At 75.0% G+C, this 23264-nt stretch carries 26 protein-coding genes; 9 read left to right on the top strand and 17 right to left on the bottom strand.

Annotation, left to right across the window (positions count from 1 at the left end):
- Positions 1-60: 60 nt before the first annotated feature.
- The 14 genes from LY71_RS10595 to LY71_RS10660 form a co-directional block, all read right to left on the bottom strand.
- A complete protein-coding gene (locus LY71_RS10595) occupies positions 61-1026 on the bottom strand; it encodes a transglycosylase SLT domain-containing protein (protein ID WP_106277110.1) in 966 nt (321 codons plus the stop codon).
- Complete coding sequence (locus LY71_RS10600) at positions 1014-1442, bottom strand: flagellar export protein FliJ (protein ID WP_245887818.1); 429 nt, start codon at positions 1440-1442, stop codon at positions 1014-1016. Before LY71_RS10600 ends, LY71_RS10595 begins: the two co-directional genes overlap by 13 nt.
- Positions 1443-1476: 34 nt before the next feature.
- Positions 1477-2787 carry a FliI/YscN family ATPase gene (locus tag LY71_RS10605; RefSeq protein ID WP_106277114.1) on the bottom strand — a complete coding sequence of 437 codons (1311 nt, stop codon included), beginning with the start codon at positions 2785-2787 and terminating at the stop codon, positions 1477-1479.
- Complete coding sequence (locus tag LY71_RS10610; protein WP_106277116.1) at positions 2784-3635, bottom strand: FliH/SctL family protein; 852 nt, start codon at positions 3633-3635, stop codon at positions 2784-2786. The genes LY71_RS10605 and LY71_RS10610 overlap by 4 nt, the downstream gene beginning before the upstream one ends.
- On the bottom strand, positions 3619-4698 hold the full coding sequence (gene fliG, locus LY71_RS10615) for a flagellar motor switch protein FliG (RefSeq protein ID WP_106277118.1): 1080 nt from the start codon (positions 4696-4698) through the stop codon (positions 3619-3621). Before fliG ends, LY71_RS10610 begins: the two co-directional genes overlap by 17 nt.
- Positions 4695-6296, bottom strand: coding sequence for a flagellar basal-body MS-ring/collar protein FliF (gene fliF / locus LY71_RS10620; protein WP_106277120.1), 1602 nt, complete (start codon positions 6294-6296; stop codon positions 4695-4697). The genes fliG and fliF overlap by 4 nt, the downstream gene beginning before the upstream one ends.
- Entirely contained in the window at positions 6296-6646 is a 351-nt protein-coding gene (gene fliE, locus LY71_RS10625) for a flagellar hook-basal body complex protein FliE (RefSeq protein WP_106277122.1), read from the bottom strand. Before fliE ends, fliF begins: the two co-directional genes overlap by 1 nt.
- A gap of 2 nt (positions 6647-6648) precedes the next feature.
- Positions 6649-7047, bottom strand: a complete 399-nt coding sequence (gene flgC / locus LY71_RS10630; protein WP_245887819.1) for a flagellar basal body rod protein FlgC — start codon at positions 7045-7047, stop codon at positions 6649-6651.
- Position 7048: 1 nt separating this feature from the next.
- The gene (locus LY71_RS10635; RefSeq protein ID WP_106277125.1) at positions 7049-7396 is read right to left on the bottom strand and encodes a flagellar basal body rod protein FlgB; all 348 of its coding nucleotides are present in this window, start codon (positions 7394-7396) and stop codon (positions 7049-7051) included.
- Between the two features lie 372 nt (positions 7397-7768).
- On the bottom strand, positions 7769-8128 hold the full coding sequence (locus tag LY71_RS10640; protein WP_106277235.1) for a hypothetical protein: 360 nt from the start codon (positions 8126-8128) through the stop codon (positions 7769-7771).
- Positions 8125-8508, bottom strand: a complete 384-nt coding sequence (gene fliS / locus LY71_RS10645; RefSeq protein ID WP_106277127.1) for a flagellar export chaperone FliS — start codon at positions 8506-8508, stop codon at positions 8125-8127. Before fliS ends, LY71_RS10640 begins: the two co-directional genes overlap by 4 nt.
- 52 nt (positions 8509-8560) lie before the next feature.
- Positions 8561-9976 carry a flagellar filament capping protein FliD gene (fliD, locus tag LY71_RS10650; protein ID WP_106277129.1) on the bottom strand — a complete coding sequence of 472 codons (1416 nt, stop codon included), beginning with the start codon at positions 9974-9976 and terminating at the stop codon, positions 8561-8563.
- Between the two features lie 97 nt (positions 9977-10073).
- Positions 10074-11210 carry a flagellin N-terminal helical domain-containing protein gene (locus tag LY71_RS24460; RefSeq protein WP_106277131.1) on the bottom strand — a complete coding sequence of 379 codons (1137 nt, stop codon included), beginning with the start codon at positions 11208-11210 and terminating at the stop codon, positions 10074-10076.
- A gap of 129 nt (positions 11211-11339) precedes the next feature.
- The gene (locus LY71_RS10660) at positions 11340-12329 is read right to left on the bottom strand and encodes a sigma-70 family RNA polymerase sigma factor (RefSeq protein WP_106277133.1); all 990 of its coding nucleotides are present in this window, start codon (positions 12327-12329) and stop codon (positions 11340-11342) included.
- A 161-nt stretch (positions 12330-12490) separates the two neighbouring features.
- Here LY71_RS10660 and LY71_RS10665 point away from each other — a divergent pair, with 161 nt between their 5' ends.
- The 9 genes from LY71_RS10665 to LY71_RS10705 all read left to right on the top strand — a co-directional run bounded on the left by LY71_RS10665 (position 12491) and on the right by LY71_RS10705 (position 19226).
- Positions 12491-12985 (top strand): flagellar protein FlgN, encoded by a 495-nt coding sequence (locus tag LY71_RS10665; RefSeq protein ID WP_245887820.1) that lies wholly within the window; start codon positions 12491-12493, stop codon positions 12983-12985.
- Positions 12982-14415 carry a flagellar hook-associated protein FlgK gene (gene flgK / locus LY71_RS10670; protein ID WP_106277135.1) on the top strand — a complete coding sequence of 478 codons (1434 nt, stop codon included), beginning with the start codon at positions 12982-12984 and terminating at the stop codon, positions 14413-14415. The genes LY71_RS10665 and flgK overlap by 4 nt, the downstream gene beginning before the upstream one ends.
- Before the next feature lie 5 nt (positions 14416-14420).
- Positions 14421-15323, top strand: a complete 903-nt coding sequence (flgL, locus tag LY71_RS10675) for a flagellar hook-associated protein FlgL (RefSeq protein ID WP_106277137.1) — start codon at positions 14421-14423, stop codon at positions 15321-15323.
- A complete protein-coding gene (gene fliW, locus LY71_RS10680; protein WP_106277140.1) occupies positions 15320-15724 on the top strand; it encodes a flagellar assembly protein FliW in 405 nt (134 codons plus the stop codon). Before flgL ends, fliW begins: the two co-directional genes overlap by 4 nt.
- Positions 15725-15810: 86 nt before the next feature.
- A complete protein-coding gene (gene csrA / locus LY71_RS24665) occupies positions 15811-16140 on the top strand; it encodes a carbon storage regulator CsrA (RefSeq protein WP_281261597.1) in 330 nt (109 codons plus the stop codon).
- A gap of 220 nt (positions 16141-16360) precedes the next feature.
- Positions 16361-16792 (top strand): hypothetical protein, encoded by a 432-nt coding sequence (locus LY71_RS10690; RefSeq protein WP_245887821.1) that lies wholly within the window; start codon positions 16361-16363, stop codon positions 16790-16792.
- 100 nt (positions 16793-16892) lie between these two features.
- Positions 16893-17975: a sigma-70 family RNA polymerase sigma factor gene (locus tag LY71_RS10695; protein ID WP_106277142.1), complete on the top strand. Its 1083-nt coding sequence runs from the start codon at positions 16893-16895 to the stop codon at positions 17973-17975.
- A 151-nt stretch (positions 17976-18126) separates the two neighbouring features.
- The gene (locus LY71_RS10700) at positions 18127-18471 is read left to right on the top strand and encodes a hypothetical protein (RefSeq protein ID WP_106277144.1); all 345 of its coding nucleotides are present in this window, start codon (positions 18127-18129) and stop codon (positions 18469-18471) included.
- A complete protein-coding gene (locus tag LY71_RS10705; protein WP_106277146.1) occupies positions 18468-19226 on the top strand; it encodes a hypothetical protein in 759 nt (252 codons plus the stop codon). The genes LY71_RS10700 and LY71_RS10705 overlap by 4 nt, the downstream gene beginning before the upstream one ends.
- A gap of 126 nt (positions 19227-19352) precedes the next feature.
- Here LY71_RS10705 and LY71_RS10710 read toward each other — a convergent pair whose 3' ends face one another.
- From LY71_RS10710 to LY71_RS10720, 3 genes are all read right to left on the bottom strand, one after another.
- On the bottom strand, positions 19353-21239 hold the full coding sequence (locus LY71_RS10710; RefSeq protein WP_106277148.1) for an NlpC/P60 family protein: 1887 nt from the start codon (positions 21237-21239) through the stop codon (positions 19353-19355).
- Positions 21240-21466: 227 nt separating this feature from the next.
- Positions 21467-21664 carry a hypothetical protein gene (locus LY71_RS10715; RefSeq protein ID WP_091109621.1) on the bottom strand — a complete coding sequence of 66 codons (198 nt, stop codon included), beginning with the start codon at positions 21662-21664 and terminating at the stop codon, positions 21467-21469.
- Positions 21665-21675: 11 nt separating this feature from the next.
- Positions 21676-22992: a citrate synthase gene (locus LY71_RS10720; RefSeq protein ID WP_106277151.1), complete on the bottom strand. Its 1317-nt coding sequence runs from the start codon at positions 22990-22992 to the stop codon at positions 21676-21678.
- Positions 22993-23264 lie beyond the last annotated feature (272 nt).

Here is a 23264-nt window from a genome sequence, read left to right on the forward strand (position 1 = left end):
TGGTACCCGCCGACGGCGGGCCCGACGGTGCGGTGCGGGTGCGGTGGTCCGCGGAGCCGGTCACGACCAGGCCGCCGCGGCTCCGGTGACCCGGCGGACGTAGGACTGGGTCTCCGCGTAGGGCGGGATGCCGCCGTGGCGGGCGACCGTGCCCGGGCCGGCGTTGTAGGCAGCCAGCGCCAGGTCGGTGGAGCCGAAGCGGTCGGTGAGCCGGCGCAGGTAGCGGGCCGCGCCGTCGACCGACGACGCCGGGTCGGAAGGGTCGACGCCGAGCTCGCGGGCCGTGGCCGGCATGAACTGCATGAGCCCGGTGGCCCCGGCCGACGAGACCGCCGAGGTGTCGAAGCCGGACTCGACCTTCGCCACCGCGGCCAGCAGCGCCGGGTCGACCCCGTGGCGGGCGCCGGCGGCGGTGAACAGGTCGGCGTAGGGCACGCCGGCCAGCCCCGCGCCCGCCGACGACGCGGCCGACGCCGCGGCGGCGGCCGGGGGCAGCACCCGGCGGATGAGCGTGGGGGTGCCGACGTCCTGCACCCTGACCGTCTCGCCCGCCTGCGGGGCGGCGATCATCTTCCCGTCGCCGACGTAGATGCCGACGTGGTCGATGCCGGGGCGCGACGGGGAGTTGTCGAAGAACACCAGGTCGCCGGGGCGGGCCTCGCCCAGGCTCGCGACCGGGGTGCCCGCGGTGGCCTGCTGGCTGCTGGTGCGCGGCAGGTCGATGCCGAGGCCGCCGTAGACCAGCTGCACGAGGCCGGAGCAGTCCAGGCCGACTGAGGGGTCGGTGCCGCCCCACGCGTAGGGCACGCCGAGGTACTTCGACGCCTCGGCCACCACCCGCGCCTCCGGCCCGCTGCCGGCCGCCGACGCGGGGGCGGCCGAGGTCGCGGAGGTACCGGTCAGCCCGGCGGCCGCGGCGGCGCTCGACCACGCGGCCGACGTCGACGTCGCCGAGGTCGAGGCGAAGGTGAGGATCCGGTTCTGGATCTCGGCGATGCGGCTGTGCACCGCGGTCAGCCCGTCCACGGCTCCTCCTCTCCGTTCTCGCCCGTCCGGACGGCGTGCCGGCGGGTGACCAGGTCGTCGACCGCGCGCTCCTCCGCGGAGAGCTCGGCGGCGCGGAGCGCGAGGAGGTGCCGCTCGCGCAGCTTCTCCAGCGCCCGCGTCTCCTGGGCCGCGGCGGTCCACCGGGCCCGGAGGAGCCCGGCCTGCTCGGCCGAGGCCTGCGCCGTCGCCCGTGCAGCTCTAACATCGGCAGCCGCGGCGGCCGACGACACCATCGCGGCGAGGAAGACGTGCGCGGGTGCCGACGCGGGCGGCACCCGGGCGGCCAGCGCGGCGGCCTGCTCGTCGGCGCGGCGCCCGGCCTCCCGCGCGGCCGCGTCCGCCTCGGCCGCGGCCCGCTCGGCGGCCTGCTCCGCGGCGCGGCGGACCGTCAGCACCGGCTCGAGGCGGAACCCGGCCCGCCGGCCCACGTCAGCCCGCCGTCACGAGCCGGTGCAGCATCGACCAGGCGTCCTCGGGTGAGGTGCTGTCCTCCAGCGACTGGCGCAGGAAGGCGTCGATGGCGGGGGAGAGCATCCGGGCGCGGTCGACCAGCGGGTCGCTGCCGGGCTGGTAGGCGCCGATCTCCACGAGCTCCCTGACGTCGCGCAGCGCGCCCATGAGCCGGCGCATCTCCCGGGAGTCGGCCATCCGCGCGGGCGCGGTGACGGCGCCGGCGACGCGGGAGATCGACTCCAGGACGTCGACGGCGGGGAAGTGCCCGGCGGTGGCCAGCCTGCGGGTGAGCACCACGTGCCCGTCGAGGATGGAGCGGGCGGTGTCGGCGATCGGCTCGTTGTGGTCGTCGCCCTCGACGAGCACGGTGTAGAGCCCGGTGATCGACCCGGTGGCGCCCGGTCCGGCCTTCTCCAGCAGCTTGGGCATCATCGCGAAGACGCTCGGCGGGTAGCCGCGGGTGGCCGGGGGCTCGCCGGCCGACAGGCCGACCTCGCGCTGCGCCATGGCGGTGCGGGTGATCGAGTCCATGAGCAGCAGCACGTCGCGGCCCTGGTCACGGAAACCCTCGGCGATGCGGGTGGCCACGAACGCGGCCTTGAGGCGCACCAGCGGCGGTTCGTCGGAGGTGGCGACGACGACGACCGTGCGCGCCATGCCCTCGGGGCCGAGGTTCTCCTCGAGGAACTCCTTGACCTCGCGGCCGCGCTCGCCGATCAGCCCGATGACGCGGACGTCGGCCTCGGTGCCGCGGGTGATCTGCGCCAGCAGCGTCGACTTCCCGACGCCGGAGCCGGCGAAGATGCCCAGCCGCTGGCCCTTGCCGACCGGGACGAGGGTGTCCAGCGCGCGGACGCCGACCGGCAGCGGCTCCTCCACCCGGCGGCGGGACAGCGCGTGCGGCGTCTCGCTGGCCAGGTCCACCCAGTCGACCCCGGGGCCGAGCGGGCCGTGCCCGTCGACCGGCCGGCCCAGGCCGTCGAGGACCCGGCCCAGCAGCGCCTCGCCGACGGGCACCTGCAGCGGCATGCCGGTGTTCCGGACCGGCGCGCCGGCGTGCACGCCGCCGAGCTCGCCCAGCGGCATGCAGGTGAGCCGGTCGCGGGCGACGGCGACCACCTCGGCCATCAGCCCGCGGGGGCCGGGGCCGACCTCGACGAGGTCGCCGACGGCGGCGACGACGCCCTCGACGGTCAGCGTGAGGCCCATGGCGCCGACGACGGAGCCGGTGAGCTCCGGCCGGGCGGCGAGGCGGGCCCGGGACAGGGTGGCGGCTGTGGACGTCACGACGGACCCCCGCCCGACAGCACCGCCCGCACCCGCGCCAGCGCCGTCGACAGCTGGGCGTCGACCCGGCGCGCGCCGCACTCGGCGACCGCGCCGGCCCGCTCCACGGAGTCGTCGCCGACGACGGTGACCGTCGGCGGCAGCCCGGCCAGCGACGCCGGCGGCATCGCGGCGAGGTCGTCGGGGTGCAGCCGGACCACCGCGGGGGCGTCCGAGGGCACCAGGGTGAGCGCGCGGCGCACGGCGTCGACGCCGTGGGTGGTGGCGACCGACAGCTCCCGGCCGAGCAGGTCCTCGACCAGCGTCAGGGTGCCCTCGAGGAGGGTGTCGCGGACGTCGTCGACCGTCGGTGCCGTGGCCGCCTCGAGCGCGGCGACGGCGGCGCCGAGCGCGGCGGTGGCCGAGGCCATCCGCCGCTCCCAGCGGGCCTGCACGTCGGCCAGCCGGACCTCGGCCTCCGCCTCCGCCTGGGCCACGACCCGGCCCGCCTCGGCCAGGCCCTCCGCGTAGCCGGCGCTGTGCCCCTCGGCCCGCGCGAACTCGCGCAGCCGGGTCAGCTCCTCGGCGTAGACGTCGCCGAGCCGCAGCACGCCGCGGCCGTTAGGCACCGGGACGTCGGCGGCGCGCCGGCTGCCCGTCCGCCGCTCGACGACCACCTCGGGCGCGGTGGCCACGACGGGGGAGGCGGGCGCCACCGGCGGCGGGACCGGCACCGGCCGAGGGCGCGGCGGCACCGTCGTCCCGGGCACCGAGCGGTAGGGCGCCGCCGCGCTGGCCGAGGCCCCGCGCAGCAGCACCGACTCCCGCGCCGTCACCCGGGAGGCGGTCACGTCAGGCGACGAACTCATCGTCCCCACCCCGCGAGATCGTCACGACGCCCTGCTCCTCGAGGGTGCGGATGACCGCGACGACCTTGCCCTGGGCCTCCTCGACCGTGCGGGCGCGGACCGGGCCGAGCAGCTCGATCTCCTCGGCGAGGTTCTCGGCGGCGCGCTCGGAGAGGTTGCGGACCACCTTGTCCCGGACGTCGGGGCGCACGCCCTTGAGCGCGGTCGCCAGGTCGTTGGACTGCACCTCGCGCAGCACCAGCTGCATCGACCGGTCGTCGATCGTGACGATGTCCTCGAAGACGAACATCTGCGCGCGCACCTGCTCGGCCAGCTCCGGGTCGGAGCTGTCGAGCCACTCCAGGATCGAGCGCTCGGTCGGCCGCGGGGAGCGGTTGATGATCTCGACGAGGGTCTCCACCCCGCCGACGGTGGACATGTCCTGGTGGGCGAGCAGCGAGCCCATCCGCCGGCCCAGCTCCTCCTCGACCAGGCGGACCATCTCCGGGGTGGTGCGGTCCATCGTGGCGATCCGGTGGGCCACCTCGGCCTGCTGCTCGGGCGCGAAGCCCGAGAGCACCTCCGCCGACTGGGCGGCGGTCAGGTGGGCCAGCACCAGCGCGATGACCTGCGGGTGCTCGTCCTTGAGGAAGGTCACCAGCTGGCGGACGTCGGCGTTGCGCAGCGAGGCGAACGGGACCTCGGTGTAGACGACGTTGAGCCGGGCCAGGATGCCCTCGGCCTTGTCCTCGCCCAGGCCCGCGGCGAGGATCTCGCGGGCGAAGTCGACGCCGCCCCGGCCGACGAAGCGCTGCGCGTTCATCAGCTCGTGGAACTCGTTGAGCACGCCGTCGACGTCCTCGGGCTCGATCGACCCGAGCTTCATGATCTCGCGGGTGATCGCCTCGACCTCGCGCGGGCGGAGCATCGACAGCAGGGTGCCGGCCTCCTCCTTGCTCATCTGGGCGAGGAAGACGGCGGCCTTGCGCAGGCCGGGGAGCTCGGGACGCTTCGGCTTGGGGGGCAGTGCGGGCAGGTTGGTCCCGCCCGCGCCCACCAGCTGCTCGACGGCTGCGAGCGTCATCGCACGTCACTCAGCCAGCCGCGCAGCATCTGCGCCACCTCGTCCGGTCGTTCGCTGACCATGTTCGCGATCTCCCCCCGCACCCGTTGCCGCTCCGCGGCCTCCAGCTCCAGCGCCCGGCTGTCGAGGACGGCGGTGTCGTCCCGTGCGCTGGCCACCCGCAGCCGCTCGAGCTCGGCCATGACGCCCTCGTCCAGCTCGAGCGGGTAGTCCTCCTCGTCCTCCTCGTCCTCGCCGCGGCGGCGCGAGCGCAGCCACACGACGAGCACCAGCAGGGCGATGCCGAGGGCGATGCCACCGGTCTTGATCAGCGACCACATCTGCGCCTGCTGCTCGGCCTCGCGTGCCGCGGTCATCTCCGCGGCCGCGGCGTCGGCGGCACTGGTGTCGAAGGCCAGCGAGGCGAGGCTGATGTCGTCGCCGCGCGCGGCGTCCAGGCCGACGGCGTTGCCGACGAGGTCCTCTAGCTGCGCCTGGTTGAGATTGCCCGCCACGGTGTCGTTGAGCACGACGGCCACGGTCAGCCGGTTGACCTCGCCCGGGGCGCTGACGGTGTTGGTGACCGTCTGGTCGACGGAGTTGTTGGCCGTCGAGGACTCGGTCTCGTAGTTGGCCCGCCCGTCGCCGGTCGTGCCGTTCGCGGCGTCGGCGGTGTTCTCCGGGCCGAGGACGCCGCCGACCGCGGCGCCGTCGCCGGTGTAGGTCTCCCGCGAGGTCTGCTCGGAGACCGGCGGCGTGCCCTGGGTGTAGCCGTAGGTCGTCGCGGTGCTGTCGCGCTGCGACATGTCGAGGTCGGCGCGCACCGAGACCCGGGCGTTGCCGGGGCCGAGGAAGGTGTCGAGGATCGACTGGGCGTTGGCGGCCAGCCGGGTCTCGTAGTCGGTCTCCATCTGCGAGCGGGCGTCGCCGGACGCGGAGGTGACGCCCTGGCCGGCCGCCGAGAGCAGCTGGCCGGTGGAGTCGCTGACCGTGACCTGCTCGGGGTCCATGCCCTCGACGCTGGAGGAGACCAGGTTGGTGATCGACTGGATCTGCTCGCCGGACAGCTCGGTGCCCGGGGTCAGGTCCAGCAGCACCGAGGCGGTCGGCACGCCCTCGTCGGTGGCGAACACCTCGTCCTCGGGCAGCGCCACGTGCACCACCGCCGTCGAGACGCCGTCGAGCGCCTCGAGGGTGTTGGCCAGCTCGCCCTCGATGGCGCGCTGGTACTGCACCTGCTGCTGGAACTCGCTGGTGGTGATGCCCTGCTCGTCGAGCAGCGCGTAGCCGGTGTCGGAGCCGGCGGGCAGACCCTTGCCGCTCATCTGCAGCCGCAGGTCGTAGACCTGGTCGTTGGCCACCATGATCGTCTGGCCGCCGTCGGCCAGCTCGTAGGCCGCGCCGGAGGCGTTGAGCTCGTCGACGATCGCCGAGGCGTCGGTCGAGGCGAGGTTGGAGAACAGCGGCGCCATGGTGGGCGTCGTGATCCACCGGTAGAAGAAGACGCCGCCGAGGGCCAGCCCGGCGACCAGCAGGCCGATGACGACCTTCTGGCCCAGGCTGATCGTGGCGAGGGTGCCCTTGAGCTTCCCCAGCGGACCGGCCAGTGCGGGAGGCATCAGATCGGCATCCTCATGATCTCGGTGAAGGCCTCGACCGCCTTGTTCTTCAGCGTCACGACGACCTCAGTGGCCACGGACGCCTCCTGGGCGGCGATCATGTAGTCGTGCACGTCGCGCAGGTCGCCGGTGGCGCCCTGGACGGCGAGGGCGTCCTTGGCCGACTGCAGGCTGCCGAGCTGGTCGAGCGCGCCGGTCAGGGCCGCGGCGAAGCCCTCGCCGGAGCCGGCCGCCGGAGCCGCCGCGGCGGTGCCCGCGACGTCGGCGACGCCGGCCGCCGCGCCGAGACCGGCGACGCCGCCGACGGTGGGGAAGCTGGGCAGCGAGACGCCGCCGATGGGGGAGGTCACGGTCAGCCCTTCCCGAGCTGCAGGGCGGCCTGGTAGGCGTCGGTCGCCCGCTCCATGGACGCGATGTTGGCCTGGTAGCCGCGCTGGGCCATGATCAGCTGGGTCATCTGCTCCCCCAGGTCGATGTCCGGGTAGCGCACGTAGCCCTCGCTGTCGGCCAGCGCGTGGCCGGGCTCGTAGACCAGCCGGCCCTCGCCGCTGCCGAACTCGGCGCGGGCGACGCGCACGCCGCCCTCGCCGGAGCCGTAGTCCACGGCCTCGGCGACGACCATGCGCTCCTTGAACGCCTCGCCGTCGGTCGAGCTGACCGTGTTGATGTTGGCGATGTTGTCCGAGACGGCGTCCATCCAGCGGCGGTGCACCGAGAGGGCGGACCCGGAGATGTCGAGGCTGTCGAACACGTCATGCCGTCCGGAGGGCCGTGCGCAGGCCGTTGTACTTGCCGTCGAGCGCGGTGAGGGCGAACTGGTAGCGCAGGCCGGTCTCGGTGGCGATGACCGTCTCGGCGTCGAGGTTGACGTTGTTGCCGTCCTCGCGGGTCGGCTCGAGCGAGCGGGCGACCGAGCCGCCGGAGACGGTCGGCGTCCTCCCCTGGCGCAGCTCGGTGCGCAGCGAGGACTCGAAGTCCGTCCGGCCGGCGAGGAAGCCGGGGGTCTGGACGTTGGCGATGTTGTCCGCGGTGACCCGGGAGCGCTGGGCGAGGCCGCTGAGGGCGGCGTGCAGCGTCGTCGCGGTGACGTCGCTGATCATCGGGCGGACCGCCGGTGGGCAGGACGGCAGGACACGAGGGCCTCCGGGTACGTCGGGGCACCCCTGGCGCGAGTGCGCGCGAGGGGAGGGGGCCGCCGATCCGTGGCGAGAGTGGTGCTGTCCGTGCGGGGTCGTCATCGGCACCCGCGTCCCGCTGGTTGACCGCCGTCCGCCACACGGGTGACGGGGGTTCCGGCCGGGACCGGTGTGACTCGGGAGGCCCCGGACCCCCCAGGCACAGGAGGCTCTCCGCACGTCCGGAGGGGGCCTGACGTGCGTGTCGCTTCCTGTGCCCGGCGGACGGCCAGGGGACGACGACGGCCGGGCCGCCACGCGTGTGGCGACCCGGCCGGGAGTCGGGGGAGGGGAGGGCTAGAGGGCGCGGTCGACGAAGGCGGCGACCGGGCGGGGGCGGTAGGCCATCCGGGCGGCGAGGTCGCGCTGGCGCTGTGACTGGGTGATCCGCTCGACGAGCTCCTCGGCGACGGCGAGCTGGTGCTGCAGCAGCCGGGCGGCCCGCTCGCGCAGGTCCATCGGCAGGGGGCCCAGCGCGCTGGGCGGCACCCAGTCCTCCATGCGCCGGCCCCAGGCGGCGATCTCCTCGGCGCGGTTGCCCCGGATGGAGCGCTCCGCGTCGATGACCTCGCCCTCCATCTCGTCGAGGACGAGGCTCCACTCGGCGCGGCGCTCGTCCTCCGCCCCCGGGGCGGGGACGCGCTGCAGGGCGGTCATGCGGTGGCCGCCAGGCTCGCGGCCGCCTGCCGCCACGCGTCGCGCAGCGGCTCGACCACCTGCAGGCAGGACGCGACGCGGTTGCGGTCCTGCTTGAGGGACGCCTGCGTGATCTCGGCGAGCAGCCAGTTGTAGAGCGCGGCCAGGCGGGGACCGCCCTCCCACGCGTCGACCCGCAGGCTGCCGAGCAGCTCGAACACGATGTCCTGGGCGTGCCGCAGCTGGGGCTCGGCGTCGGCCGGCCGTCCCTCGGCGAGGGCGAGCCGGGCGCGCTCGAGGTCGAGGGCCAGGCGGTCGTACAGCATGACCAGCACCTGCTGCGGCGAGGCGGTGGTCACGGCGTCGCCGAGGTAACGGGCGCGGAGGGACGCGGCACTCATCGAGCTGACTCCTGGGGAAGCGGTGGTACGGACAGGTTCGGCCGGGCGGGCGTCAGCTTGAGCTGGGCAGCGAGGCGAGCTGGCCGGCCAGCCAGCTCGACTGCGACTTCAGGGAGCTCAGGGCCGTCTCCATGGCGGTGAACTGGCGGGTCAGCGTCTCCCTGCGCAGCTTCAGCCGGGTGTCCCAGTCGGCGATGCGCTCCTGGATGTCCTTGGCCAGGGTGTCGCGACCCTTGGCCAGGCTCGTCAGCGTCCCGGTCGTCGTGTCGGAGGCCTGCTTGGCCAGCGCCTGCACGCGCTGGGCGAGACCGTCGACCGCCGCCGTGGCAGGCGGACCGGCCTGCGCCGGGACACCGCCGAGCAGGCTCTGGACCTTCGCCGGCTCCTTCTCCAGGGCGGCGAGGAGGGTCTCCTTCTTGAAGGCCACCGTGCCGTCCTTGTTGAGCTGTATGCCCAGAGTGGCCGCGGAGGATGTCCCGATGCCGGTGCCGAAGGCGCTGAGGATGGCGCCGGTCAGGCCGGTGAGGGTGCTGTCGCCCTTGAGGACGGCGGTGCTGCCCTGCGCCGAGGAGCTCTGGGTCCTGATCTCCTTGAGCGCCGCGTTGGCGGCGTCCACGAACGCCTGCACCTTGGTGGCGACGCCCTGCGAGTCGCTGGCCACCCGCACCGTGGTGGTCGCGGTGGGATCCGCCTTTGACACGGTGACCGAGACGCCCGAGAGCAGCTCGGCGAAGGTGTTGGTGGCCGAGCGGGCCGTCAGGCCGTTGGTGAGCAGCAGCTCGGCGTCCCGGCCCGGCGGCTCGGCGACGAAGGCGCTGCCCGCCGTCTCGGTGGTCTCGTTCTTGCCGCGAAGCCAGAACTGCGAGGCCGCGCCGGTGCCCGTGCTGGTCACCTGGAGGCGGACCTGCCCGGGGCCCAGCTGGACGACCGTGGCCCGCAGGCCGTACTCGCCCGCGTTGATGGCGGCCGCGACGTCGTTCAGGGTGGGCGGCTCCTTGTCCGGCAGGGGGATCTCCGCGACCAGCTTCCCGTCGGCCGTGCCGTCGGGCTGGCGGATCTGCAGCGGCCAGCCGGGGTCGGTGCCCCCGGCGCTGGGGGAGCGGACGTCGGCCGTGGCCGAGCTCCACACGAGGTGGCTGGTGACGGTGTGCGCGCTGGCCAGCGCGGTCACCGAGAAGGTGAGGCTGCTGCCGTTCACGGCCGAGGACGTGGCGCTCGCGGTGACGTCGGCGCTGCTGGCGGTGGCCGTCCGCGCGGCGGCGAGGTTCGCCGAGGTCAGCGCCTCGGCCGCGCTGCGCAGGGACTCCATGCGGCTGTTGACCGTGCGGTAGGCGGTGGCGGCGGCCGTCGTCGCGCTCAGCCGGGTCTTCAGCGCCGTCTGCGGCGCGGCCTCGGCCGAGACCAGCTGGTTGATCAGGCTCGTGGTGTCCAGCCCGGAGACGAGGCCGTCGACGGCCATCCCTGCCATGTCGGATCCTCCTGCGTCGGGCGGGTGCGGATGTGGGTGAGGGGGGAGGCCCGGGGCCTCCCCCCTCACCGGGGTGGTGCGCTGTTACGGGGTGCGATCAGCCACGCAGCAGCTGCAGGACGCCCTGCGAGCTGGAGTTGGCCTGGGCGAGCATCGCGGTGCCGGCCTGCGACAGGATCTGCGAGCGGGTGAAGCTCACCATCTCCTGCGCCATGTCCGTGTCGCGGATCCGCGACTCGGAGGCCGACAGGTTCTCGACCGCGACGTTCAGGTTGTTGATCGTGTGCTCGAACCGGTTCTGCACGGCACCGAGGTCGGCGCGGGTGGAGGAGACCTTCCGGATCGCCAGGTCCAGCGCCGTGATGGCGCTCTCCGCCCCGCTGGTGAGGCCGGCGGCGGCGAAGGTGGTGGTCAGGGTGCCGGTGACCTCGCCGTCAGCCATGCCCACCGGGCCGTTGATGACCACTCCACCGAACGAGTCGACCTTGGCGGTGAGGCCAGTGCCGTTGAGCTTCTCGTCGAACTGGTCCTGGATCAGCTTCTGGTTCGCCTCGGCCGCGGCAGCGGTGCCAGCGGTGTTCCAGCCAGCGGTGTCGATGGTGTGGGTGCTGCCGTTGTAGATCACGGTCAGCGCGGTCGGAGCAGTACCTGCCGCGAAGTTGTACGTCCCCGGAGCGGCGGTCTCGGTGGCGCCGAAGGCGCTGACGTCGACCGTGTCCAGGTCCAGCCCCGCGCTGCTCATGTCCTGGTCGATGTCGACCCGGATGGTCTCGCCAGCGTTGGCGCCCACCTGGAACTTGGCGTCGAACGAGCCGTCGAGCAGCGAGTTGCCGTTGAACTTCGTGGTGTCGGCGATGCGGTCCAGCTCGCCCTTGAGCTGGGTGATCTCCGACTGGATGCTGGTGCGCGCCTCGTTGTTCAGGCCACCGGCGTTGGAGGCCTGGACCGCCAGGTCGCGCATGCGCTGCAGGATGCTGTGGGTCTCGGTGAGCGCACCCTCAGCGGTCTGGACGACGGAGATGCCGTCCTGGGTGTTGCGGACGGCGACCTTGAGACCACCGATCTGCGAGCGCAGACCCTCGGAGATCGCCAGGCCGGCCGCGTCGTCGGCGGCCCGGTTGATGCGCAGACCGCTCGACAGCTTCTCGAGCGACTTGCCCATCGCGGTGTCGGTGGCCGACAGGTTGCGGTACGAGTTCAGCGCCGCGATGTTGGTGTTGACGCGCAGACCCATGGTGTTCCTCCTTGGAATCAGGTCTTCGAGGTTCCCGCTGCATCCGTGCTGCGGGGCGTGCAGGTGGTGTTACGGCCGGGACGGGACGGGACTTGAGGCGAACCCCGGACTTCTTTCCGGCCGCCTCACTCAGGCGGGTCGGGAGACCCCGTAGGTGCGGGCGGCCGTCGCCCACGCCGTCCGCGGTGCCGGCAGCGGGGGGACGGCCGCGGGCGGTGCGTTGCGGTCCCCGGTGTGCCGGCCGGCCACCCGGTCGACGTAGAGGCGCTGCTGGTTGCGGGCGCGCACGCCGCCGTCGGCCGGCACCGCCCGGCCCTCCCACACCTCGCTCATCGCCGCGTGCAGCAGCGTCAGCGCGCGGGCGCGCATCTGCGAGACGCGCGACAGCGTGACGCCGAGGTCGGCGGCGATGTCGGTGAGCGACTCGTTGCCGAAGAAGTTGCGCTCGACGACCTCGTCGAGACGGTCGGGCAGCGCACGCACGGCGTCGTGCAGGTAGCGCGACCGCTCACCGCGCAGCACCGCGCGCTCGGGGGACTCGCCGGGGTCGGGCAGGTCCAGCGAGCCGCCCTCGCCGCCGCTCTCGGCGTCGATGCTGACCATGACCGCCCGGTGCACGTCGACCTGCAGCGCGTCGAGCTCGTCGCGGCGCACGCCCAGGCTCTCGGCGAGCTCCTCGCGCGTCGGCGGCCGGCCCAGCCGGATGGTCAGCGCGTCGGCCGCCGCGTCGGTGCGCCGCGCGGCGGCCCGCACCGACCGGCTGGCCCAGTCACCCGAGCGCAGCTCGTCGAGGACGGCGCCCTGCAGCCGGGGGAGGGCGTAGGTGGCGAAGGTGGCCCCGGCCGACGGGTCGAACCGGCGGGCGACCTCCACCAGCGCCAGCCGGGCGCAGGAGAGCAGGTCCTCGCGGCTGACGTGACCGGGCAGCGAGATCCGCGACGCCACCGCGTTGACCGCGAACGAGCACAGCGGCAGGTGCTCGGTGACCAGCGCCTCCACTTCGGCCGCCGACCGGGACACCGACGCCGGCGGGGCACCGCCGGAGGGCGGCGTCCCGCGCGGGGTGGCGGGGCGCGGGGCGGGTGGGCGCTCGGTCACCGGGAGGCGGGCTGCTGGCACGCCTCCCTCCTCGGCTGCCCGCGCGGGCGACCGCACCACCCCGGCAGGGCAACATCTGCCGATCCTGGGATCTCGGCTTGAGGGTCCTTCGCCCGGTGCCGATGGCCTGACCGCTGACGACGCCGGACGGGGACCGCCCGCCCGGCAGGACGAGGGAGGCGGTGGCGGACGTGGACTTCCAGCACCTGTCGACGCTGCTGTGGCGGGAGCAGGAGCTGCTCGACCTGCTGCTGTTCAAGGCGGAGGAGAAGCAGTACCTCATCCTGTCGGGCAAGACCCGCTGGCTGGCGCGCATCGCCCACGAGATCGAGGTCGTCCTCGACCAGCTGCGCACGCTCGAGGTGGAGCGCGCCGCGGTGACCGAGTCGCTGGCCGCCCGGCTCGGCGTCGGCGCCAACCCGTCGCTGCGCCAGCTCGCCGACGTCGCCCCCGCGCCGTGGAACGACCTGCTGACCCGCCACCACGAGGCGCTGCTCGTGCTCGTCACCGACCTGCGCAGCCTCTCCGACGCCAACCGCGAGCTCATCGAGGGCGGCCTGGCCGCCCTCGGCGACGCGCTGGTCTCGGTGCGCCAGCCCACGGCCGGCACCTACGGCGCCACCGGCCGCTCCGAGGCCGGCAGCTCCCGCGCGGTCACCCTGGACGGTGCCCTGTGAGCGCCTTCTCCGCCCTCAACACCGCCCGGACGGCGCTGTGGGCCGCCCAGCGCGGCCTCGACGTCACCGGGCAGAACGTCGCCAACGTCAACACCGAGGGCTACTCCCGGCAGCGGGTCGACCTGGAGGCCATGGGCGGCACCGCCGTCCCGGCGGTCCACTCGGTGAGCAGCGCCGTCGACGGCGGCGTGGACGCCGAGAAGGTCCGGCGGGTCCGCGACGCCCTCCTGGAGGCCCGCGCCCACCTGGAGACGGCCGACACCGCCCGCCTCACCGCCGAGAGCGCGGCGCTGTCCCGGGTCGAGGAGGCCTTCCGCGAGCCCGGCGACACCGGCCTGCAGAGCATGCTGACCGCGGTCTGGGCCGGGTTCTCCGACCTGGCCAACTCGCCGCTGACGCTGGCCTCCCGCAGCCAGGTGCTCGAGCGGCTGGACACCCTGGCCAGCGGCCTGAACACCACCCGCGCCGCGCTCGACCAGCAGTGGGACCAGACCCGCGACGGCCTGGCCACCCTCGCCACCGAGGTCGACACCAGCACCCGGGCGATCGCCGAGCTGAACGCCACCATCCGGCTGTCGACGCTGGCCGACCTGCCGGTCAACGAGCTCGCCGACCGGCGGGACGCCCTGGTGCTGCAGCTGGCGCAGCAGATCGGCGCCACCGCCGTCCCGCGCGCCGACGGCGTCGTCGACGTCACCGTCGGCGGCACCAGCCTGGTCTCCGGCGGCAGCGCCGTCGGCGTCCGGCTGGCCGGCACCGCCACGGCCGACGGCGCCGCCACCGACCCGCCCCGGCTGGTCACCGTCCCCGGCGGCACGGTGCTGCGCCCGGGCGGGACCGCGGCCGGCCAGCTCACCGCGCTGACCACCACCGTGCCCGGCTACCGCACCCAGCTCGACGAGTTCGCCCGGTCGCTGGCCGGCACGCTCAACGCCGCGCACGCCCAGGGCTTCGACCTCGCGGGCCAGCCGGGCGGGCCCCTCTTCGACGACGGCTCCGGCGCGGCTCCCGTCGACCTGAGCACGGTCACCGCCGCGACCATCACCCTGCGGTCGCTGCGACCCGAGCAGGTGGCCGCCGCGGCGACCGACCCCGCGACCCTCGGGGGCAAGACGTCGGCCGACGGCAAGAACGCCGACGCGCTCTTCCGGCTCAGCCTCGACACCGCCGGCCTGGACGCCACCTACCGCAGGTTCGTGGTCGCCCTGGGCGTGGAGTCCTCCGTGGCCGCCCGCAACCTGGAGGTCCAGTCGGTGATCTCCAGCCAGGTGGACGCCGCCCGCGAGTCGGTCTCCGGGGTCAACCTCGACGAGGAGATGACGAACATGCTGTCCTTCCAGCACGCCTACAACGCCGCGGCCCGCATGGTGAGCGCGATCGACGAGGCCCTGGACACCCTGATCACCCGCACCGGCGTCGTGGGGCGGTGACCTGAGTGCGCATCACCCAGAAGGCCGTGGCGCAGACCGCGCTGCTCGGCCTCAACCGCAACCTCACCGAGCTGGGCAAGCTCCAGCAGCAGCTCACCTCCGGCAAGGTCGTCAGCAAGCCGTCGGACTCGCCGACCGGCGTCAACCGCGCCATGCAGATCCGGCAGGACCAGGCGGCGGTCACCCAGCAGGCCCGCAACATCTCCGACGCGCGGGCCTGGCTGGACACCACCGACACCACGCTGCGGACCATGTCCGCGCAGGTGCAGCGGGTCCGGGACCTCACCGTCCAGGTGTCCAACGAGGGAGCGCTGTCCGACAGCGGCCGCACCGCCGTCACCACCGAGCTGCGGGAGATCCGCAAGAGCCTGATCGGCCTGGCCAACACCGCGGTCGACGGCCGGCCGCTGTTCGGCGGGATCACCACCGGGGCCACGGCCTACGGCGACGACGGTGCCTACGTCGGGGTCGGCGGCGCCGCCGGGATCCCGGTCGTGGCGACCACCCGGCGGGTCGCCAACGGGGAGGACGTGCGCATCGACGTCGTCGGGCCCGAGGCCTTCGGTGACCCCGCCGGCGTCGACCTGTTCGCGCTGGTGGGGAAGATCGCCGACGACGTCGGCAGCGACCCGGCCGCGCTCGGCGGCGACCTCGAGGCGCTGGACGCCTCGCTCGAGCGGCTGCTCACCGGGCTGTCGACGATCGGCGCCCGTGCGGCGCGGGTGGAGACCGCCGCGCAGACCAACACCGACGTGCAGCTCTCGCTGAGCAGGCAGCTGGCCGAGGTCGAGGACGTCGACCTGCCCAAGACGATCATGCAGCTGCAGTTCCAGCAGACCGGCTACCAGGCGGCCCTGTCGGCCACCTCGCAGGTCATCCAGCCCTCGCTCGTGGACTTCCTGCGGTGACGCTCGCCCCCGTCGCCACCCTGCCCCTGCTGGGCATGGTCACCCCGCTGCCCGGCTTCCCCGAGTTCCGCGACTACGTGCTCGTCACCGCCGACGGGGACGGGCTGCTGTTCTGGCTGCAGTCCCTGGACGTCGGCGGCCCGCGGTTCCTGGTCATCCCCCCGGCCCGGTACTTCGCCGACTACGACCCCGTCCTGCCGGCCGCGCTGCTCGACGAGCTCGGCCTCGAGGACCCCGCCGACGCGCAGGTCTACGTGCTGGTGACCGTGCCGGCCGGGGGGCCGTCGGCCGCGACGGCGAACCTGCGCGCCCCGGTGGTGGTCAACCCGGCCACCTGGCGGGCCGCCCAGGTCGTGCTGCCCGACGGACGTCATCCGATCCGGCGGCGCCTCTGCCGATGAGGAAGGGGACGGCGCACCCGCCGTCCTGGCCCGCTCCGGCGGGCACCGCCACGGAAGGCCGGACACACACCCATGGAGGGGTACCCGTGCTCACACTGACCCGCAGCGTCGGCGAGACGATCCGCATCGGCGACGACATCGAGGTGCACGTCGTCGAGGTGCGCGGCGGCACCGTCCGCCTCGGCTTCAAGGCGCCCCGCGAGGTGGCCATCCACCGCGAGGAGGTCTACCGGCAGATCGCCGAGGCCAACCTGCTCGCCGCGCAGGTCACCGCCGACACGCTCGGCGCGCTCGCCGCCTTCGCCCCCCGTTCCGACGGGGACGCCGATCCCGCGCCCGGCGCCGACCCCGCTCCCGCACCCGCTCCGCGGCGGGCCGCGCGGGGCTCCGCCTCGCCGGGGACGCCCGCCCGCTGACGACTCGCCACGGACGCCGGCCCGGCGCCTCGGCAACTCTCGCCGTGGCGCCGGCCCGCCGTGATCGTTCGGACACCGTCGTCAGCAACAACTGACGAAGGTGTCCCCGCACATTGCGTAGGGCACGGCGAGTTGTGTGCTCGTCACCGTCCGCTCATGCGCCAGAGTTGCCCCGAGCACGTCACAGGGGGCGATGAACATGCGACAGAGCGTTGCAGCAGTGCAGGGGACCGGCGTCGAGGCCGGCACCGGTCCGACGGCCGACACCGTCGTCGTGCACGTCCAGCTCCGCCCGCGGCGCGGGTCCACCCGCCGCTGCCTCGCCGAGCTGGCCGCGCTGGCCGCCGCGCACCCCACCGTCGGCTTCGGCGTCACCGGCCTCGGCAAGGACGAGCGCGTCGTCCGGGTGACCGTGGGCGTCGAGCTCGGCCCCCGCGAGGCCATCGCGCGCTTCTCGCCGCAGGCCCAGGCCGCCTACGCGTTCGTCAGCGACCTCTTCACGGTCCTCTACGACCACATGCCGGTGTACGCCGCCGAGCCCGCCCCCGCCGAGCGCGCCGCCGCGGAGGCCCTCCTCCTCGCGGCCGACCCCGAGGTCGCCGCCGTCCCCGGGCCCCGTGGCACGCAGCCGGCCGACCACGTCCTCGCGTAACAGAAGGACCTCCCGGCCCCCCACCCCTCGCTGACGCTCGGGGCGGGCCCCCACAGGGAGGCCTGACCGTCGCCTTCCCCGCGATCGCCCAGGAGTACCGGTGAGCCACCCTGCCCCCGCCCCGTCCACCGACACCCGCGCGCCGCTCGTCTTCGGCGGCGTCCCCGAGGCCGAGGGCTTCGCCCGGGTGCCCATCACGCCGCGCGACCGGGTGCACTTCCGCACCGACCGGGAGCTCCCGCTGGCGCGGCTGTGCGCCGACCTGCCCGACGGCGTGAGCGTCAGCCACGACGAGGGGGAGGGGCTGTACCGGGTCGACGGACCCTGCGGCCAGGGCGCGGTGCTCGCCGACTGGGTCCGCGCCTGGTGCGCCACGCACGGCGCCACCACCGTCGGCCTGCGCGCCGAGGCCGACGTCCGCCGGCGCGCGCCGCGCGACCTGCCACCGGCCTTCCTCGAGGACCTGTGCCGGCACTACATGCCGGTCAGCCTCAAGCGGCTGCAGCGCAACATGAGCACGATCCGGCTGCACCTGCCCGACCCCGACGACCTCGCCCAGCAGGTCGCGGAGTGGATCCTCAAGGCCGTCGGCCAGTACGACGAGACCAAGGGCGTCCCGTTCGGGGCCTTCCTGGCCACGCAGCTGTCCAAGTGGGTGCACGACCTGGGCCGCAACGCGCACGGCCGGACGGCGGCCGACACCGAGAACCGGCAGCAGAAGGCGGTCGCCGCCTTCCAGGCCGAGCACCAGCGGCGGCCCACGGAGCGGGAGCTCGCCGCCTACATGGGGCAGAGCGTGGCCACCCTGCGCCGCAACTCGCAGACCGTCGCCACCCTCAACGGGCTGCGCAACCTGCAGTCGCTGGACGGCACGCCGGACGCGACCGAGGTGCTGCTGCCCGACTCCGACGAGGCGCCCGACCAGATCATGGACGAGGCCGAGCAGACCCTGCTCTCGCACGCGCTCACCGCCGCGTGTGCGCCCGACCCCACCGCTGCACGGGGCCAGCGGGCCGCCCAGCCCAACGTCCTGGGCTGGGCCACCTGGTACCTGACCACCTGGGGCGGGCAGACCAAGACGCAGGTCTCGGCCGACCTGGGCACCTCGGTGCGCAACATGAACGTGCACGCCGACCGCGTCGAGCGGGCGCTCAAGGACCGGCTGGCCGAGCTCGACGAGTAACGGGCGGGACGGATCCGATCGGTCCGCCGGATCCGGGTCCATCCGGGCCCGGACCTGCCGATACCGAGAGCGTGACCGCGAGTCCTGCCCGATCCCGCGCCGCCGGCGCCGGAGGGGCGGACCCGCACAGCCGTCCGGGGGGAGGTGCAGGGTGAGCATCCTGCCCGCCGGCGACCCCGCCGCCGCGGCGCTGCTCCCGCACTGGCTGTCGGAGGGGGACCGCGGCGACCTGGCCGCCGTCGTCCGCGACGCCATGGCCGAGCCGGGAGTGCACCCGGTCGCCGCGGTGCACCTGGCCGACGTGCTCACCGAGCTGCACGTGGCCGCCGCCCGCGACGCCGTCTGGCCCGCGCCGGCCGCGCGCGTGCGCCGGGTGACCGGCTGGGCCGACGACGTGCTGCCCGTGCGGCTCTCGGCCGCCGAGCTCGACAGCGTCCTGGACCTCGCCGCGCTGCCGCTCGCCCTGCGTGCCGTCCTCGGGAGCCGCCGCCCGTGAGCCCCGAGCCCCGCCGGTCCCGCGCCGGCCTGCTGCAGCGGCTGCGGCCCCGGCCGGTCGACGTCGACCTCCTGCACGAGACCGCCACCGCCGTGCTCCCGGGCCTGGCCACCGGTCGGCTGCGCGCCGCCGTGCTGGCCGACCCCGCCCGCGGCCCGGTGCTGGTCCTCGCCGAGGACGAGCGCCGCGTGCGCACCCCGCTGCGCGACCTCGCCGAGGACATGACCGACGCCGGCGTGCCGCCGACCGCCGCCGCGGTCGCCGCCGCGCTCACCGACCTCGTCGCCACCCGCCCGGTCCCCGACGCCGCGGCCGCCGCGTCCGGGGTCGCCGTCCTCGACTGGACCGACCGGGCCCGGGCCGCCGTCGGCTGGCGGGTCGTCGTCCGCCGGGGGGAGCGCACCGTCGGCTGGACGCCGTCGGACCGCGCCGACGCCGCCGTCGTCGGCCGCACCCGGGCCGCCGCGCTCGGACGCGCCGCCGAGGCCGGGGGCGTGCTGCGGGTCGAGGGGCCGGTGGCGCTGTGGTCGCACCCCGGCGCGCCGATGCTGGCCTCGGCGGCCCTGGCCGACCCCGCCCGGCTGCTCGCCCACATCGCCGACGCCGGACTGGACCTGGCCGAGCCGCACGTCGTGGTCACGCCGATGCGGCCGGTGGCGTGCGCCTCCGCCGCCGTCGCCGCCCGGCTGGGCGAGACCGGCGAGGCCTGCGTCCGGCTGCCCTGGTCGCGCCTCCCCGACCTCCGCTGGCTCTGAGCGGCCCCTCCGCAGGGCCCCGCCGCGAGCTCGCGAGTGGTGGGGGGCGGAGGGGTCCTTTCTCCCGTCGCCCCCCACGCCTCGCGAGCTCGGCGCGGGCCCCTGCGACGGGGCCGTTCCAGCACGTCACGTGAGGTGGCCGTACTCCCAGTGCCAGGGCTCGGGCTTCTCGCCGCCGGGCCGGGCCCAGTCGGGGTTGACGAAGCCGAACGCGCCGGCGTGCTGGGTCATCCAGGTCCACTGCGGGGTGCCCGCGACGTTGACCCCCCCGCACAGGTCCACCGCGAGCGCCCAGCCGTGGTTCGACGTCCCCGGCACCGCGGCCAGCGCCGGCTTGCGCCGGAAGGCGTCCACCTGCGCGGACATCGACCGGTAGGAGTCGGTGATGCACAGCGGGGTGCCGAACGCCGCCTGGTAGGCCTGCGCCAGGCCCGCGTAGCCGGCCGCCGCGTCGCAGCGCAGCGCGTGGCCGCGGGCGACGGGGCACAGGGCCGCGGTCGGGATCCGGCCGTTCGACCAGCCGCCCCACGCGGGGCTCACCGGGCCGGCCGGCGCGGGCACGGCACCGCAGGCGCCCCGGCCCGACGTCGACGCCGGCAGCGGCGCGTTGGGCTCGGCGGGCGCGGGCAGGGTCACCCGGACGGCGCGGGCGTCGGCCGGCACCGACCGCACGCCCACCTGGTAGCTCGCGGCCGAGGCGCCGAGCACGTCGTCCCCGCCGAGGTAGACGCCCACGTCGAGGCCCCCGTCGGAGACCACCAGGTCGCCGACCTGCAGCTGCGACGCGGGCACGACGGTGGCGGCGGCCCACTGCTCGGCCGCGGTGGCCGGCAGCGCGTACCCGCCGAGCAGGTAGGAGGCGGCCACCAGCCCGCCGCAGTCGTAGGTGTCGGGCCCGGCGGCGCCGGCGACGTAGGGGCGGCCCGCCTGCGCCAGCGCGCTGCTGACCGCGGCCACGGTCTCGGCGGGCAGCACGGTCACCGGGCGGTTGCCGGCCACGGCCCACGCCACGCCGGGCACGGCCTGGCCGGCGGCGTCGAGCGCGGGGGAGAAGCCCTCGGGCAGCACCGCGGGGTCGGCCAGCTCGGCCGCGGACGGCGGCTCGATGCCGGCGGTGGCCAGCTCGGTGAGGTAGCCCTGCCAGCGCTGCAGCGCGGCGGCGTTGCGCGCCTGCTGCTCGCCGGCGGCGGGCACGGTGCCCAGGGCCGCCAGCTGCACCGAGACGTCGAGCCCGAGGTCACCGGCGGTCGCCCGGATGCCGCCCAGCAGCGAGCGGGCCTGCGCGGTGGCCGAGTCGACGGCGGCCTGCGCGGCGGCCACCCGCGCCGCGGCGGTCCGGACGGCGGCCTCGGCGCGCTCGGCGCGGGCGACCGCCGCCTCGCGGTCGCCGGCGGCGCGGTCGGCCAGCGCCTGCCGGTAGAGGACGTCGGCGGTGCCGGCGGGCGCGGTCGCGTCCAGGCCGAGCACCGGCATCCGGGTGAGGGCGGAGGCGCGGTAGAGGTCGGCCGCGGCGCCGCCCACGGTGGCCTGCTCGGCGGCGACGGCGGCGCGGGCGCCCTCCTCGGCGGCGCGGGCCTGCTCCACCACGGTCCGGCGGGCGGCGATCTCGGTCTGCAGCCGGCGGTACGTGTCGGCGTCCTGCAGCAGCGTGCCGCGGGCGGCCAGCGCCAGGCCGGTGGGGTCGCCGGGCACGGTGGCCGCGCCCGGGGCGGAGGTGGCCGGTGCCAGCAGCACGGTGAGCACCGGCACCAGCAGGGTGGCCAGGCCGACGACGAGCAGCCGGGCGCGCCAGGGGCCGCGCGTGCGGGTGGGCCGGGGAGCCGGGCGGCGGCGGGTCGCGGTGCGCGTCCGGCCGGGAGCCGGCCGGGTGGGGCGGGGGCGGGCGGGAGCACCGGCGGCGGCGCGGGCGGCGAGCAGGGCCTGCAGCGCCTCGGTCTCGCGGGCGGTCAGCCGGCGGCGGGGGGCGGGGGCACCGGTGGTCCGCGGGGAGGCCGTGCGGCGTGGTGCGGGCACTGCGGGTCCCCCGGGCGTCTCGACTGGCGTGGCCGGCTCCGCGGCGGACGTGCCGTGGAGCGCTCGCCGTCAGATCGACGCGGCGGGGGACCCGGAGGAGGGAGGGGGGAGGCGGCCTCACCCCAGGGGGTGAGGGAGTCGGCCCGGACGGGGGACGGGCGCGGGCACCGGACGCGCACGTCCGCGGAGGTGCACGGGGCACCTCCGCGGACGTGCACGGGGCGTGGTCAGCGGTCGGGCGGCCACCAGGCGCCGTGGCGGGGTACCAGCGCGATGCGGTGCTCCGCCCCGTCCTCGGTGGAGACGACGAGCTCCACGGCGGTGACCGCCACCGTGGACTCGTCGTCGAGGCGCAGCAGCCGCCCGGTCGCCAGCGGTACCGGTGGCAGGACCAGGGCGTCCTCGCCGGGCGGCTCGCTGCCCATGCCCGCCCGGGTCAGCGCTCGGCGAGCGGGACGAAGGCCCGCTCGGTCTCACCGGTGTAGACCTGCCGCGGACGGCCGATCTTGGTGGACGGGTCGCTGATCATCTCCCGCCACTGGGCGATCCACCCCGGCAGCCGCCCCAGGGCGAACAGCACGGTGAACATCCGGGTCGGGAAGCCCATCGCCCGGTAGATGAGCCCGGTGTAGAAGTCCACGTTCGGATAGAGCTTGCGCTCGACGAAGTAGTCGTCGGACAGCGCGATCTCCTCGAGCTGCTGGGCCAGGTCCAGCAGCTCGTTGTTGCCGCCGAGCTTGGCGAGCACCTGGTCGGCGGTCTTCTTCACGATCGCCGCGCGCGGGTCGTAGTTCTTGTAGACCCGGTGCCCGAAGCCCATGAGCTTGACGCCGGGCTCCTTCTTCTTCACCCGCTCGACGAAGGCCGGGATGTCCCCGCCCTCGCGCTGGATGGACTCGAGCATCTCCAGCACCGACTGGTTGGCCCCGCCGTGCAGCGGGCCGAACAGCGCGTTGATGCCGGCCGAGATCGAGGCGAAGAGGTTGGCCTGCGAGGAGCCGACCAGCCGCACCGTCGACGTCGAGCAGTTCTGCTCGTGGTCGGCGTGCAGCACGAACAGCATGTCGAGGGCCGCGGCCAGCTCGGGGTCGACCTCGTAGGGCTCCGCGGGGAAGCCGAAGGTCATCCGCAGGAAGTTCTCCACCAGGCCCAGCGAGTTGTCCGGGTAGAGGAAGGGCTGGCCGACCGACTTCTTGTAGGCGTAGGCGGCGATGGTGGGCAGCTTGGCGAGCAGCCGCACGGTGGAGATCTCCACGTGGCGCTCGTCGAAGGGGTCCAGCGAGTCCTGGTAGAAGGTCGACAGGGCGCTGACCGCCGAGGAGAGCACCGGCATCGGGTGCGCGTCGCGGGGGAAGCCCTTGAAGAACTGCTTGAGGTCCTCGTGCAGGAGGGTGTGCCGCCGCAGCCGCTCGTCGAACTCGCCCAGCTGGTCGGCGGTGGGCAGCTCGCCGTAGATCAGCAGGTAGCTGACCTCGAGGAAGCTGGCCTTCCCGGCGAGGGCGTCGATCGGGTAGCCGCGGTAGCGCAGGATCCCGGCGTCGCCGTCGATGTAGGTGATCGCCGAGGTGCACGCGGCGGTGTTGACGAAGCCGATGTCGAGGGCCACCTGGCCCGTCGTCGACAGGAGCTTGGAGACGTCGAGGCCCGCGGACCCCTCCGTGGCCGGCACCACGCGCAGCGGGAGCTCACCTCCCGGGTGCCGGAGAGATACCTCGGGGGTGCTGTCGGCTGAGGTGTTCGCTGTCTCGGTCATCGCACCGCGACGCTACTGGCGTCGGGCCTCCGCGACGACAGGTAGTCGTCCGCGAGGGTGGGCCCGGCGCGCGCCGGGCCCACCCGGGGACCTCAGGCGCCTTATGTGGGTTGATCTATCCGGCTTCGAGCTCGGTCTGGCATGTCCGCAGCAGGGTATGTGCGGCGATGACGGCGGCGGTGCGGGTGAGTAGTCCCCAGAAGGTGTGTGCGCCGTGGCGGGCCAGCTCCATGCGGTCGGTGAGCTCGCCGAAGGTGATCTCCACGCGGTTG

It is taken from the genome of Geodermatophilus tzadiensis (genome assembly GCF_003002915.1).
Lineage (GTDB): Bacteria > Actinomycetota > Actinomycetes > Mycobacteriales > Geodermatophilaceae > Geodermatophilus > Geodermatophilus tzadiensis.